Genomic DNA, 14,422 nt, shown 5'->3' with positions numbered 1-14,422 from the left:
GCGTTTAGCACATGGGTTGGCGAGGATAATTCTGTTTAAACAGTAATATAGCGGGTTCATGAGTAAGAATTGATGCCTGAAATTCCATACAGTTTCCGCTGCCTTGATAACCAGCCTCTTGGTTGCCGTGATCCGGATGCCGTACCAAATATTCATCTCGTATGGCCAGATTTTATGTGGTCGCGTTCAATACCGCCCTTAATACGGAGCAAGCGCATGCCATTAAATATCACAATCAGGCTGGCACCCATATCTGCAAAAACCGCCATCCAGAGCGTGGCTTTCCCCGCGAGTGCCAAGGCAAAGAACACGACCTTGATGCCGATGGCCAGCGTGATGTTCTGCCGTAAGACACGGGAAGTATAACGGCTCAGCGCGATAAACCGGGCCAGTTTGCGCAAATCATCATCCATCAAGGCTACGTCGGCGGTCTCAATGGCGGTATCGGTTCCGGCGCTACCCATGGCAAAACCGATGGATGCCCTGGCCAGCGCCGGCGCATCATTGATACCGTCCCCCACCATGCCAACCTTGCCATATCGGGCAATCAAATCATCAATAACCGCCAATTTGTCCTCTGGCAGCAGATTTCCACGCGCATCGTCAATACCCACTTCAGCAGCGATCACATTGGCAGTCGTTTGATTGTCGCCAGTCAGCATCACCGAAGCCACGCCGAGTGCATGAAGCTGTTTGATGGCCTCGACACTATGACCGCGCAACGTATCGGCAACGCCGATGATGCACAGTGGCGCATTTTCGGTGGTCAACACCACGGCTGTCTTGCCTTCCTCTTCCAATCGCCTTAGCACTTCTTCGACATGCGGCCCGCAAATACCCAGTTCCTCTACTTGGCGATGGTTGCCGACATAATAGAGTTGGTCTTCAATTACCGCTTTCGCGCCGCGACCAGTGAGGGACTCGAATGAAGCAACCGGTAACAGCAAACGCGCACTCCCATCGGCAGATGTCTGCCAGGCCGACACGATGGCGGCCGCGACTGGATGCCCGGAATGTGCATCCACACTAGCAGCGAGTTGGAGCAAAACGTCCACAGCTTGATCAACGAGCGGAATCACATCGGTCACAACAGGCCTGCCGTGGGTGAGCGTGCCGGTCTTGTCCAGTGCCACGATTTTGATCAGTCGGCCATTCTCCAGATGCAGGCCGCCCTTAACCAGAATGCCCTGCCTTGCGGCTGAGGCCAAACCGCTCACCACAGTGACCGGTGTGGAGATTACCAGCGCGCACGGGCAGGCGATCACCAGCATGACCAGCGCCTTGTAAAACCAGAGTTCGAACGCCGCGCCGAACAACAGCGGCGGCACGACTGCCACCAGAACCGCAAAAGCCACAACAGCAGGTGTGTAGTAACGCGCAAATTGGTCAACGAAGCGTTGTGTCGGCGCGCGCTGACCCTGCGCCTCCTGAACCGAGCGGATAATGCGGTCAAGCGTGGTGTGCCCCTTGGTTGCCGTCACGCGGAATTCCAGCACCCCGCGCTCGTTCAGCGTACCAGCGAAAACCGGGTCGCCCGCAGTCTTCGCCACAGGAATACTTTCCCCGGTAATCGGTGCCTGATTCACCGAACTGCCGCCCGCCGTGACCACACCGTCCAGCGGAATACGCTCACCCGGCCTGACTCGGACGATTTGCTCTACCTGCACATCAGCCGCCCCTTTCTCGACCCATTCGCCACCGTCGATGCGTACCGTGGCCGTTTCGGGCGTCATCGCCATGAGACCGCGAATCGCATGCTTGGCACGTTCCAGTGAAAATGTTTCGATCAACTCGGACAACGCAAACAAAAAGATTACCACCGCCGCTTCCGGCCACTGCCCGATGGAAATTGCGCCTATCGTGGCGATGCTCATCAGGAAGTTCATGTTGAGCGTGAAATTTTTGAGCGCGATCCAGCCTTTTTTCAGGGTGCCAAGACCGCCGGTCACAATGGACAACAAGGCCAGAGCGATCACAGCCAATGACTGCTCGTCAGCACCGCTCCATACGATGATTTCCGAGGTGATGGCGGTAATACCGGACACTGTCATGAAAATCCAAGTCCGGCGAGATACGACGTGCGTAACGGCTTCAGATTTTGAAACGGTATCCGCCTCCGTTACAGGAACCGCATTCATGCCTATTTCACGCAAGGCATCAAGGATAGGTTGCTCATCGGCCAGCGTGTGTTCAACGCCAAGGCGACGATCCATGAGATTGAAGGTGAGTTCGCTTATGCCCGTCACAGCCCCGAGACGCTTGCGGATCAACGCCTCCTCAGTTGGACAGTCCATGTTACGAATATTGAACATTGAGTGTTTCATGATCTACCTTGGCTTCACTAGGTTTCTGTGGCTTGAAAAATTCTGAGTTTCTTTAGAACTCGTACTCAATCTGCATCCTGAAGGTGTGATTGGGCGCTGTCTTGCTTGTCACTGATAGGTCAAATTGGTACCGTATGGCACACCACTTTTATCGGTCTTTTCAAATGCGCGTTCAAAAAGCAAATTGCCATTCATCTGGAGCTTGCCGGAGTCTGTCTGAAGCAATGACCCCAGCCTGAGCTCCCACGGCGCATCGCCTCTTAACGGGGCTTCCGTTTCGATGACAAAGCCAAGATCAAGCGGATATTACTAGTCTCGGTGAGCTGGAACTTGTTCTCCCATTCAGCCAGCGTGACCTCTGTGTTTCCGCTACGAACCTGTTTTAAATATATCTCTGTGAACCAATATTCCTTTGCGCCGAAACCTAATCCGATGCTGGCAACTTTTGCGGGATTTCCGGCTTGTGACGAGGCTGTGCCGTACTTGATATCAATTTCCCGCTCACCATATTCGACTGCGGGGTATAGACATAATCCGCAGCACCGGCAAAAGCATCCTGCGCTCCAACAATTCCGCATAGCAGGATGCCCAGAGAAAATAAATTAGCAAACGAAAACGCGAAAGAATTTTTCACGATGATTATTTTCGTACCGTGGTTGGCTGCGAACGAGCAGCCCATTTCATGCCGATGAAAATGACAATCAGTGCAGTAAGGTAAAAAATGATCTGCATTCCTGCCGGACGTGAGTCATAGCCAATCAGACTGTGCAGTAATATGCCGGTTAGTCCACTTTCCGGCAGTAGCGCAGACGTGTCCCATAGCGGCGAGGCGAGGCTGGGCAACAAATCGGCTTGAATCAGGAAATGCGCAGCCTGCGAGGCCATGCCTGCTGCTAATAGCAACACCAATATGCCAGTAGCAGCAAAGAACCAGCGCATCGGCACGCGCAGCAGCCCGGCAAATATTGTGTAACCAACCACAATACCGAGCAGCATGCCAACCATGCCGCCGAGCAGCATTGAAGACTGTCCGCCCTCACCAGATGTTGCGATGCCATAAAGAAACAGCACAGTTTCTGAACCTTCTCTGAGCACAGCCAGCCCGACGATAACAAATAGCACCGAACACTCGCTGTTTCCGTCACGAATGGCACTACCCACTAAACGAGCGTTGGTCGCCAGCGCAGCACCGTGAGACGCCATCCAAATGTTGTGCCATGCCAGCATCAGCACCGCGATGCCGAGTACGATGGTGTTGAAAATTTCTTGACCGATGCCGCTGGCCAGCGATCCGATCACGTCGGTTGAAGCGGCGACCAATCCCGAACCCACTAATCCAGCCACCAGTCCAGCGGCCAACCAGCGTTTGCTGCCGTGAATGCTGCGCGTCGCGGCAGTGAGAATCCCGATGATGATGGAAGCTTCCAATACTTCCCGGAAAACAATGATGGCAGTTGCGAACATGATATTTTCCTATTTTGCGACGATTGAACCTTGGGCGGTTGCTGCGTGAAATTCGCCGGTGAAGGCGTAGCGTCCGGGCGTAAGTGGGCCGATGTAAATCGTCGCGGCGCCGCGTCCGGCAATCACTTTTTCCCGGTTTAGATCGTGGCTGTCGAATTCCTCGGGGGTGGCATCCTGATTCTCAACCAAGAGCTTGATTTTCTTGCCTGACGGGATGGTTAACTCAGACGGCTGGAAGCTGTGATCCTTGATGATCAGCGTATAGTCGGCATCGGCTGCATAGGCAGCGAATGGTAGTAGCAGGAAAATAAGTGAAAGACGTTTCATGGCGAACCCCGTAGTTAACTGGCCATGAATGATAATCATTCTTATTTGCAATTACAAGTATTTCCTGACATGATGACTCAGAAATCTAAAAGGTCTTGATATGCACCAACCTGATCACCTAAAAACTGTCGGTCTAAAATCCACCTTGCCACGGCTCAAGGTGTTGAGCCTGTTCGAAGCTAGCAAGCAACGCCATCTGAGCGCGGAGGAGGTATACAAGCTGCTGCTCGCCAGCGGTGACGATGTCGGCCTAGCGACCATTTATCGCGTGCTCACCCAGTTCGAGCAGGCTGGTCTGCTGATGCGGCACCATTTCGAGGGCGGCAAATCGGTGTTCGAACTTAATCAGGGCGAACACCATGATCACATCGTGTGTATGCAATGCGGCCATGTCGAAGAGTTTTACGACGCAACTATTGAGGCACGCCAGAAAAAAGCCGCCACCGATCGCGGATTTACCATTCACGACCACTCTCTCTATATCTACGCAGACTGTAACAAGCCAAAATGCCCCAATAAAATACAAAGCTGAAAATTCCCTCGTCAAATGTTTCATTGCCTGAATCTCCCTGCCCTACGGGTTTGAAAAAACTGCAAAGTTCTTTATTTCCAGTTGTCAAGCATCATTTTTGAGCTGGCTGAGGCTGACCCATCCAGCAACAGCACTGGACACAGGCATATTCCTAAAGATTAAGGCAAAGCAGCCAATACCCGCTCCAGCCGCTGACGTACCTCAATCGCCAGCAGGCTGATCTCAGGTTTGTTTACCAAATCCAGTACGGCGGCTGGATCAATGAATTCCACATGCACCGAGCCTTCCTCATCCTGGCGCACGACCACGTTACAGGGGAGCAGCAGACCGATAGACGGCTCAGCCTGCAATGCACGATGAGCCAGCGGGGGATTGCAAGCACCGAGAATGCGGTAAGGTGGCATCTCAGCATTGAGTTTCTTTTTCATCGTGGCAGCCACATCGATATCGGTCAACACACCAAAACCCTCGGACTGCAAAGCACGTACCACTTGTTCCAAAGCACTGTCAAAATCTAGTACAGCTTTCTTGCCAAATCCATAACGAATTTCCATGTTGTTCTCCTTGAATTGCATTTATAACCAAGCCATGCCGCACAAACGCCCTAGCGGCCAGAAACTTCCTGCTAAATCCCCTTCATATCATCCCGCCTTTTCAGATACTCATCACGACCGATTTCGCCTCGGGCATACCGCTCATCCAGCATCTCTAGCGCTTTGGCGGGTTCACTACCGCCCCCGTTCTTACCAGCAAGATATTTGACCACCGCCAAAACCAGAAAAATCAGCAGCAGCCAGAACAACGCCATGCCCAGCCATCCACAGCCCATCCCGTATTCCCACATCATAATTTCCTCCTTTTTGCGTTAATTACGTACACACCTGCTTCGTTCGTAAGGTGACAAGCGCAATGTATAAACACAAGAATTCCGGCTAATTGGCGCATTACGTTCAAGTTTTGGATTGCCAACCAGCTATCGGAACTGCCTGGATGATGTCGCTGATGTAAATCCAGCCAGCCTCGGCTTGGCCGGTGCGGGCGGCGTGCCCGATGATGGCCACCAGCTCGTCCACCTGGCGATCCTCGCAAACCAGTTCCAGCTTCGATTCGTTGATAACTGTCTCGGCCAATTCGATGGAATAGTGTTGCTCCTTGGCGTCCACCGCCTTCAGTAGGCTTTGCACCGGGATGACGGCAAGATTGCGGCAGCCAGGCGTTCCGTCCGTGTTGCACAGCCCTGATTCTTTTACGGCGCGAATCACATCGGCGATGCGGTGGTTGTGGATATAAGCCTTGATTTCTTTCATGCGGATTCTCCTGATTTAGTGATTGCGTGCGGCCCGGTCATGCCGCACGCTACTGGTTTACTTCGCTTGTTTGCGTTCGCGGCGTGTCTCCACCCACTCGTACATCAACGGCAAAAGCAGCAACGTCAACGCCGTAGAGGTAAACAATCCGCCCACCACGACCGTCGCCAGCGGGCGCTGAGTTTCCGCGCCCACACCCGAAGACAAGAGCATCGGCACCAGACCGAAGATGGCGATGGAAGCCGTCATCAAAACTGGTCTTAATCGCAATGCGGCACCTTGCTTAACAGCTGCACGCACCGACAAGCCCCGTTCACGTTGATCATTTAAAAAAGTCACCAGCACGATGCCGTTCAGCATCGCAACACCAAATACGGCAATAAATCCGATGGCCGATGGTACAGACAGGTATTGTCCGGTAATGAATAGCCCGATCACACCGCCGATAGTGGCGAACGGCACGTTGGCAATGATCAGCGTGGCGTAGGTAAGCGAATTAAATGCCGTATACAACAGGATGAAGATCAGTCCGATGGTGAGTGGCACGATCAGTGTCAGTTTGGCCATGGCGCGTTGCTGGTTCTCGAACGCACCACCCCACTCGATCCAGTAGCCGCTCGGCAATTTCACTTCGCGTTTGATTTTCGCCTCGGCTTCTTTCACGAAGCTGTCAACATCGCGCCCCTTCACATCCATTTGTATGACCGCATAACGTTGCAACTGCTCGCGTCGCACAAAGGAATAACCTTCATCCAAGTCCACTGTGGCGATTTTCGAAAGCGGTATCAGAGCACCATTCTGAGTACGGATCGGGATATTGTTGATAGCTTCCACGCTGTTGCGGAACTCAGGGGCGAGCCACACCTGGATGTCGAAACGCTTAACCCCATCTATCAGCGTACTCACTGCCTTGCCGCCGATGCCAGCTTGCACCAACTCAAGAATTTCGTCAGCGTTGATACCATAACGCGCAGCTTCATCCCTTTTTACCCTGACCACCATCTGCGGCTTGCCTTTGTTGGCTTCCAGCGACAGATCCGCAACACCGTGCACTTTGCCAAGCACCCTTTGGAGTTCCCCAGACAGACGATCCAGGGTGGCAAGATCCTCACCATAAAGCTTTAGCGCGAGCGTGGCACGCACCCCGGAAATCAACTCCTCGACGCGCATTTGTATAGGCTGGGTAGCCGCAAACACAGCAGTCGGAACGGCTTGCTCCAACTTATCCTGCATCTCTCTGGAGAGATCCGGGAAAGAAATGGCCTTGGGCCACTGGTCGCGCGGTTTGAGATTCACCAGAATCTCCATATAATTCACATCGGAAGTCTCGCCCTTTTCCGCCCGCCCAATCATCGCTATGGCAGAATCGGTTTGCGGGAAAGTTTTTAACTCGGCTTCGATACGCTTGGAGAGACGAATAGATTCTTCGAGGGAAGTAGAAGGAATGCTGGTCACCCGAAACATAATGCCACCCTCCTGCAAGGTGGGCATGAATTCCTTACCAAGAAAAGGAATCAACGCGAGAGATGCCACCAGCAATAACAACGCCCCGGAAACCACTTTTCTCTTATTTTCCAGCGCCCAATCCAGCAACGGAAGATAGAGTCTTTTGGCCCACTTAACGATAAAAGTGTCTTTCTCTTCCTTGGGCTTCAAGATCAGTGCCGACATGACCGGCACCAGCGTCAAGGTCAACACCAGCGAACCTACCATTGCAAAGGTGATGGTAAGCGCCATCGGCTTGAACAACTTACCTTCCAGGCCTGTAAGGGCAAACAATGGCAAAAACACCACGATAATGATTAGAATCGCAAACGCAGTCGGATTGATTACTTCCCGCGCCGCTTCCAGAATGACATGCGTCTTGTTCACCGTCTTGCCTGTCTGATGTGAAAGTAAACGGAATCCATTTTCCACCATCACCACGGCACCATCTACCATCATGCCGATGCCTACGGCCAGTCCCGCAAGCGACATCAGATTGGCCGACAATCCCCACCGCTGCATCATGATGAAGCTGATCATCATGGCTAGCGGCAATGCGATGATAACCACCACGGCGGAACGTATCTCTCCCAGAAACAGGAACAGGATAATGGCCACCAGGATAGAACCTTCGATAAGCGCGTTTTCCGCCGTCTTGACTGCCTTATCTACCAGTTCGGTGCGATCGTAAACAGTATTAATGGCAACGCCAGCCGGGAGGGCCTGCTGCACTGTATTGAGTTTCTTTTTCACCGCGTCCACCACGTTCTTGGCATTTTCTCCAATGCGCTGCAACGCCATACCCAATACGACTTCTTTACCGTCCTTGGTGACAGCGCCGGAGCGCAGTGCTGGCCCTTCTTTGACTTCGGCTACGTCGCGCACATAGACTGGTGTCCCTTCACGAGTGGCCAATACCACATTGCCAATGTCCTGCACGTTGCTAACCAAACCGAGCCCACGCACCAGATACTGCTCCTGACCAATATCGAGATATTGCCCTCCGACCTGACGGTTATTAGCCGCGAGTGTCTCCATCACAGTCTTGAAGTTTAGGCCGTATTTAATTAGCTTTTGGGGATTGATCAGCACCTGATATTGCTTTTCCTGCCCACCCCATGACATCACGTCATCGACGCCCGATGCAGTGCGCAGCACTAGACGAACATTCCAATCCTGCAACGTGCGCAGATCCATTTCCGATAACTTTTTATCTGCCGCTTCAATGGTGTACCAGAACACCTGTCCCAGCCCCGAGGTATTCGGGCCCAATCCCGGCTCTCCATACCCTTGAGGAATGCGGTTTTTGGCTTCGATCAGCTTTTCGCCGACCAGCCGACGGGCAAAGTAGATGTCAACATTATCCTTGAAATAAACGCTCACATAGGAAAGGCCGAACAACGATACCGAACGGATTTCTTCCACGTCAGCAAGACCGGCCATGGCGGTTTCCACCGGAAAGGTCAGCAACTTTTCCACGTCTTCGGCAGCCAGACCCGGTGACTCTGTATAGATGCTTACCTGCACTGGCGTCACATCAGGAAAAGCATCCACCGGCACTTCACGCCAGGCTTTCACGCCCAGCAACACCACCAACACAAACGCTACCAACACCAACACCTTGTAGCGCAACGAGAGGTCCACAATATAGTTCAGCATGATCTCTCCCTATTCCGCACTGATTTGCGATTTGAGCAGGCGTGCCTTAAGGGCATAAGCACCGCTTACCACCACGCTGTCGCCCGTCGCTACGCCAGATTTAAGCACGATGTAATCTTGAGCTCGTTCACCCACTTCCACAGCGCGGGGTTCAAACCCGCCTTTTTCAGCGACGAAAACGGTCGGTATTCCTTGCAGTAGCAACACTGCGTCAACAGGCACGATGAACACCTTAGCACCCGCCCCTTCGGTGTTTATCGCGACACTGGCAAACATTTCAGGTTTCAGTCTGCCGTCAAGATTCGGCACTTCCACACGCGCTTTAATCGTGCGTGTTTCCTTATTCATCATGCTGCTAATGTAGGTAAGTTGCCCCTTGAACACTACGCCTGGATAAGCGGATACTGTGACATCAGCTTTGGCACCGAGCTTGATCTTGCCGATGTCCTTGTCAAACAAATCACTTTCTATCCATAGCTTGGATAAATCAGCCACTGTAAACAAGGATGAATCCGGCTGAGCAAGTTCTCCTAGCACCGCCTTTTTTTCGATGATGATTCCCGCAATAGGAGCAGTCAGCGGAAATGCCGATCCTTGAAGTTTTTCAGGGACAACGCCCATCATGCGTAACTTGTCACCTGCGGCGCGCAAGGCAGCACGGGCTTTCTCATACTCGGCTCGGGTGCGCAGAAAATCCTTTTCAGGAATGATATTGTCAGCGTTCAATCGCTGCGCACGCTCGAATCCAGCCTGTGCGACTTCTGATTCACTTACCGCTTGCAGGTAGCTGGAACGCGCATCGCCCAACTCAATGCTGTCAAGCACCGCGAGTGCCTGCCCCAGTTTCACCTTGTCTCCAAGGTTGGCACTAACCTTGATAATGCGACCTGCCATGCGAGGTGCAACGTGGGCGAGTCTGTCCTGATTCGCCTGGATTGTGGCGGTAACCACCACCTGCACAGCTTGCGCTTGCAATTCCAACTTCTCTACCTTGATTGCAGCTCTTTCGACCTCCTCGGCGCTTAAAACAAGCAACATTTCGGCATCTTTCTCGCCCTGTTTTTCAGGTTTAGATGCTGCCACGGCATCGTTGGCAGGTTCAGTTTGCATAGCTTTGTCGCCGCATCCTGCAAGAAGGGTGATACACAAACCACCTGCCAGTAACCAATAGATTAATCGCCTTGGGTCTAGCTTTTGTTCGCTGCGTAAATTTTTCATGTCATGCGTTCCTTAACTTTAATTTTTTTGTTCAATGGTTATTGCGCGCAGGCTGCCAGCCTGCTGCCGATTCCAAGTTAACCTGGGTCAGGCGAAGTTCAGTCCGTGCGTCGAGCAAATCCCGCTGCCCGTCCAGCACTTGGCGATTCACAATCAATAATTGCAGTAAGCCAATCTCACCGACACGAAAAGAAACTGAAGACAGGCGCTGATTTTCTGCCAGACTTGGCAGTGCCGATTCGCTCAGCCTTTTGACGCGCGTTTTCAGATGTACCCAGCGCTCCCACAGAGCCAACACCTGGGCGCGTGCATCGCGTTGCGCGGATTGTCGCTGCACCTGCATCTGGGTCAATTCGGTCGTCGCGCGCCCGATTCCTGTGCCGTTGCGGCGAAACAGTGGCAGCGGTACGGATAAGCTTAACGCCGTGACATTCAATCCGGAGTTATCAGGGGTTCCACGTCCTGTACCCAAACCCACCGTCACGTCCGGGTAAACCGACGCGCGCTCCAGATCAAGCCGACTTCTGGCGGCGGATCACTGGCATCGAACCAGGGACGACGATGGACGCCCTTACGATTTTGTATCGGTAGAACAGCTGCTCGAGGACTTCTTTACGGAGGCAGAACGCACATTGCAGGAACAGGATGTCGCCTTCGATTTTGTAGAGGACAAGGAGGATTGAAGATGGAACTGAAAATTCAATCAATGAAAGACCTGAAAGCCGAAATGATCTCTGTGGCTCGTGGCGAACAACAAGCACCACGCGATGCAGGGCAGATTTCGTTCGAGTCTATTGAGGCCGTCGTTCGCCTTCTGACTCCGGAAAATCGACAATTGTTGGCGACCATCGACGAGAAGAAGCCCGCTTCGGTGGCCGATCTGGCTCGCCTGGTGGGTCGAGCCGAGCCGAACGTGAGTCGCACATTGGGGAAGTTGGTGGCCAGTGGTTTTGTCAGACTGCATCAAGGACTGGGAAAAGCCAAGGTTCCCGAAGTCGTCATTCACCACCTCACAGTCGACATTGACGTTTGCCGTCAGGCAGATCGGGTTACTGTTGCCTGAATAGGCGACGGCATTCCCTCACCCAAAAAATACCCGCTGTAGTTTGGTGGCGGGTATTTTTCATTGGGTCAGATCAGTCCCCTTCTCCAGCCAGGTTTCCAGCACAGGCTGGAGCGTGCCCAGTTTGAGAACCGGTTGCCGCTCTCGCAGATAAATAGGATCCACCTCAGTATTCAAGGTATTTCTTGACGGTATTGCGGGATAGATTGAGGTCGCGGTCGCGGGCTATCGCGCTGATGCTCTCGCCCTTGGGGTTTGTCAGCGATCTGAGGCGGGCATAAAGCCCGCCTCCGCCAGAGTAATAACTGGATGTTCAGTCCTTGATCGGTTTGAAGCCGGGATCATCGAAATAGGTGCCGTACTTCTCCAGCGCACCTATTACTTTCACCGCGCCATCCTGGCGCTTCACCTTCTTGACCTTGCCTTCCATCGCCTCGACACCCTCGAGAATATCGGCAATGACCAAGTGCAGTTGCGCATCGGCCTTAGGTTCGAGCTTGCAATTGCTCACCATGTAGCCCACCTCATCATTCACCTTCCCGGCCAGTGCGCTGTACTTGGCAGAGGACAGCTTGCCTTCGTGGATGTCGTGCAGCGAGGCGTCCATGGCATTGCGGATATTCGACATCGCCTTGCGCAGGGACTCGTCGGCCGCCCACTTCTTGCCGTTATTGAGCGAGAGCTTGGCGCGGGCGTCGGCTTGGTCGTGATCATGCTTGTGTGTTGCGGTTTCGGCAGCCCAGACGCTGGTTGCGACGAGGCCGAGAGTCAGGCCGAAAACGGCCAGAAGCTTCGATAGTTGCTGCTTGTCAGACATAAATCCTCCGTGATTAAGGTTGCGCCTTTCTGATTGGCGTAGAGGCAGTATCCACGACACACCTTAAGGCAAGCTTAAGGGATGAAGAAACAGAGGGCTGCCGTTTCGGAGGGAATTCAGCCCGCCCAGGCCGGAAACCTCACCGACACCGCGAGACCTCGCCCGCCTAGCCCGTCGGCGAGCTCGATGGAAGCCCGATGCAGGTCGGCAATGCGCTTGACGATGGAAAGCCCGAGACCGCTGCCTTCCTCGCCGCTGCCGAGCACGCGGTAGAAACGCTCGAATACGCGGCTACGCTCGACCTCAGGAATACCCGTACCTTTGTCGGTCACGCACAGAAGCACTGACCCCTCTTCGCGGCCGATGCTCACCTCGATCTCGCCGCCGGCGGGGCTGTAGCGAACGGCATTGTCGACCAGGTTGCGCAGCAGTACCGCCAGCAGCGTGCTGTCGCCGGCGACCAGGCCTTCGTCATCCGCGGCGAGCCCCATCTCGACGTTCTTCTGAGCCGCGGCGGGCGCTTGCGCGGCGACGCATTCCGCCGCCAGGGCACGCAGACTTGCCGGACGGGCATGGGCCAGGGCCGTCTGCGGATCGAGGCGTGCCAGCATGAGCAGTTGCTCGACCAGGTGCGCCGTGCGGTCGGTGCCGGTGACGACTTGCGCAAGCGCATGCGCACGCTCCTCCGCATCGACCGCGCCGAGCGCCACTTGGGCCTGGACCTTCATGGCGGCGAGCGGCGTGCGCAGTTCGTGCGTGGCGTCCGCCGTGAAGCGGCGCTCCTGCTCGAGCGAGGCCCGCAGCCGCTCGAACAGATCGTTGAGCGCCCCAAGCAGCGGCCGCACCTCGCGCGGCGTGCGCGACTCCTCCAGCGGAGCCAGATTGTCCGGCGCCCTGCGGCCGACCTCGGCGGCCAGGCGTCCGAGCGGCGCCAGCCCGGCCCCTACGGCAAACCAGATGAGAAGCGCCAGCACGGGTAAGGCTATGACCAACGGATGCATCAGATGGCCGGCAACGCTCTCGGCCAGCTCGTCGCGCAGTTCGTAGCGTTCGCCTACCTGCACCACGTAGCGGCCATCCTCGTCCCAGCGGCTGAAGACGCGCCAGCGCTTGCCTCCGATCACGGCATCGGCGAAGCCGTCGTCACGCTCGCTCAAACGCGTCTCCGGTGCACTGGCCGAGCGCAGCCGCAGCGAATCGCTCCTGTCCCAGACCTGGAAGGCGATCTTGCGCTCCTGTTTGTACTGGCGCGGTACCATGCCGCCCTTGTCGTCGTCGATTTCATGCTCCAGCTGGGCGGCAATCAGGCCAGCGGATTGCGCCAGATGCGAGTCAAGCATCTCGCCGATCTCGTGGCGCGCATCGAGATAGCTGAAAATCGCGGTCGCCGCCCAAGCCAGCAGCACCGTGCCCGAGAGGAGTACCAGCAGCCGGCGGCGCAGGGAAGGCGTCACGCCGGCTCCTTTGCGATCATGTAGCCGACGCCGCGCACGGTGCGGATCAGATCCGGCGCGAGCTTGCGCCGCAGGTGGTGCACGAAGACTTCGACGGCGTTGCTCTCGATCTCCTCGCCCCAGCCGTAGAGTTTTTCCTCGAGCTGGGCCTTGGACAGCACGCGGCCGGCATTGAGCAGAAGCTCATGCAGGATGGCGAACTCGCGCGCCGACAATTCCACCGACCGCCCCGCCAGAGTCACGCTGCGCCCCGCCGGATCGAGATACAGCGCGCCATGCGCAATCACCGGCTCTATCTGGCTCTTGGCGCGGCGAACCAGGGCGCGCAGTCGTGCCTGAAGTTCGCCGAGGTCGAACGGCTTGATGAGATAGTCGTCGGCGCCGGCATCCAGTCCGGCGACACGGTCGGCGACCGAGTCGCGCGCCGTCAGAATAAGGATTGGCACAGGGTTCTTCGACGTGCGCGTCCGGCGCAGCATGTCCATGCCAGGCAGGCGGGGCAAGCCGAGGTCAAGCACTACCGCATCATAAGGCTCGCCGGAAACGGCCAATTCCGCCTCGCGACCGTCCTTCGCCCAATCGACGGCAAACCCGGCCTGCATCAATCCGGCACGAATGCCATCGCCGAGCAACGGGTCGTCTTCGACGAGAAGGACTCTCATGTTGGAATATTAGCGCGCAGGGACATCATGGACAGCCTCCTATTTCGCGACAGGCGCCGCGTTTCGCAGGTATCTCGGCTGAAGTGCCGGTTAGTTCTACTTCGTTAGAT

At 55.1% G+C, this 14,422-nt stretch carries 14 protein-coding genes and 1 pseudogene; 2 read left to right on the top strand and 13 right to left on the bottom strand.

All coding sequences use genetic code 11. The annotated features are described in order from the left end of the window. Positions 1–152 precede the first annotated feature (152 nt). From GALF_RS04345 to GALF_RS04330, 4 genes are all read right to left on the bottom strand, one after another. Positions 153–2,312: a heavy metal translocating P-type ATPase gene (locus tag GALF_RS04345; protein WP_223293729.1), complete on the bottom strand. Its 2,160-nt coding sequence runs from the start codon at positions 2,310–2,312 to the stop codon at positions 153–155. A gap of 436 nt (positions 2,313–2,748) precedes the next feature. Continuing rightward, on the bottom strand, positions 2,749–2,958 hold the full coding sequence (locus GALF_RS04340) for a hypothetical protein (RefSeq protein WP_223293728.1): 210 nt from the start codon (positions 2,956–2,958) through the stop codon (positions 2,749–2,751). Positions 2,959–2,963: 5 nt separating this feature from the next. Further along, a complete protein-coding gene (locus GALF_RS04335; protein WP_013292838.1) occupies positions 2,964–3,788 on the bottom strand; it encodes an FTR1 family iron permease in 825 nt (274 codons plus the stop codon). 9 nt (positions 3,789–3,797) lie between these two features. Next, positions 3,798–4,115, bottom strand: a complete 318-nt coding sequence (locus GALF_RS04330) for a cupredoxin domain-containing protein (protein WP_041938251.1) — start codon at positions 4,113–4,115, stop codon at positions 3,798–3,800. A gap of 100 nt (positions 4,116–4,215) precedes the next feature. Between GALF_RS04330 and fur the strand changes: the two genes are divergently transcribed. Further along, positions 4,216–4,647 (top strand): ferric iron uptake transcriptional regulator, encoded by a 432-nt coding sequence (gene fur, locus GALF_RS04325; protein ID WP_013292836.1) that lies wholly within the window; start codon positions 4,216–4,218, stop codon positions 4,645–4,647. A gap of 158 nt (positions 4,648–4,805) precedes the next feature. Here fur and GALF_RS04320 read toward each other — a convergent pair whose 3' ends face one another. The 6 genes and pseudogenes from GALF_RS04320 to GALF_RS04295 all read right to left on the bottom strand — a co-directional run. After that, the gene (locus GALF_RS04320; protein ID WP_013292835.1) at positions 4,806–5,201 is read right to left on the bottom strand and encodes a DUF302 domain-containing protein; all 396 of its coding nucleotides are present in this window, start codon (positions 5,199–5,201) and stop codon (positions 4,806–4,808) included. A gap of 71 nt (positions 5,202–5,272) precedes the next feature. Further along, complete coding sequence (locus GALF_RS04315; protein WP_013292834.1) at positions 5,273–5,494, bottom strand: SHOCT domain-containing protein; 222 nt, start codon at positions 5,492–5,494, stop codon at positions 5,273–5,275. A gap of 103 nt (positions 5,495–5,597) precedes the next feature. Further along, on the bottom strand, positions 5,598–5,954 hold the full coding sequence (locus GALF_RS04310; protein ID WP_013292833.1) for a P-II family nitrogen regulator: 357 nt from the start codon (positions 5,952–5,954) through the stop codon (positions 5,598–5,600). Positions 5,955–6,011: 57 nt separating this feature from the next. After that, positions 6,012–9,098, bottom strand: a complete 3,087-nt coding sequence (locus GALF_RS04305; protein ID WP_013292832.1) for an efflux RND transporter permease subunit — start codon at positions 9,096–9,098, stop codon at positions 6,012–6,014. A gap of 9 nt (positions 9,099–9,107) precedes the next feature. Continuing rightward, positions 9,108–10,316 carry an efflux RND transporter periplasmic adaptor subunit gene (locus GALF_RS04300; RefSeq protein ID WP_013292831.1) on the bottom strand — a complete coding sequence of 403 codons (1,209 nt, stop codon included), beginning with the start codon at positions 10,314–10,316 and terminating at the stop codon, positions 9,108–9,110. 31 nt (positions 10,317–10,347) lie between these two features. Beyond that, positions 10,348–10,836 (bottom strand): annotated as a pseudogene (locus GALF_RS04295) (TolC family protein); the annotation flags it as partial. 165 nt (positions 10,837–11,001) lie between these two features. Here GALF_RS04295 and GALF_RS04290 point away from each other — a divergent pair. After that, positions 11,002–11,379 (top strand): HVO_A0114 family putative DNA-binding protein, encoded by a 378-nt coding sequence (locus tag GALF_RS04290; RefSeq protein WP_013292830.1) that lies wholly within the window; start codon positions 11,002–11,004, stop codon positions 11,377–11,379. 313 nt (positions 11,380–11,692) lie between these two features. Here the strand turns inward: GALF_RS04290 and GALF_RS04285 are convergent, their stop codons facing one another. From GALF_RS04285 to GALF_RS04275, 3 genes are all read right to left on the bottom strand, one after another. After that, positions 11,693–12,196, bottom strand: a complete 504-nt coding sequence (locus GALF_RS04285) for a hypothetical protein (RefSeq protein WP_013292829.1) — start codon at positions 12,194–12,196, stop codon at positions 11,693–11,695. 116 nt (positions 12,197–12,312) lie between these two features. Next, the gene (locus GALF_RS04280; protein ID WP_013292828.1) at positions 12,313–13,650 is read right to left on the bottom strand and encodes an ATP-binding protein; all 1,338 of its coding nucleotides are present in this window, start codon (positions 13,648–13,650) and stop codon (positions 12,313–12,315) included. Next, the gene (locus GALF_RS04275; RefSeq protein ID WP_013292827.1) at positions 13,647–14,312 is read right to left on the bottom strand and encodes a response regulator; all 666 of its coding nucleotides are present in this window, start codon (positions 14,310–14,312) and stop codon (positions 13,647–13,649) included. The genes GALF_RS04280 and GALF_RS04275 overlap by 4 nt, the downstream gene beginning before the upstream one ends. Positions 14,313–14,422: the final 110 nt, after the last annotated feature.

This window comes from Gallionella capsiferriformans ES-2 (assembly GCF_000145255.1).
GTDB lineage: Bacteria > Pseudomonadota > Gammaproteobacteria > Burkholderiales > Gallionellaceae > Gallionella > Gallionella capsiferriformans.
Note: the sequence above shows the minus strand (reverse complement) of the source record. Positions and strands in the feature narration are given on the sequence as shown.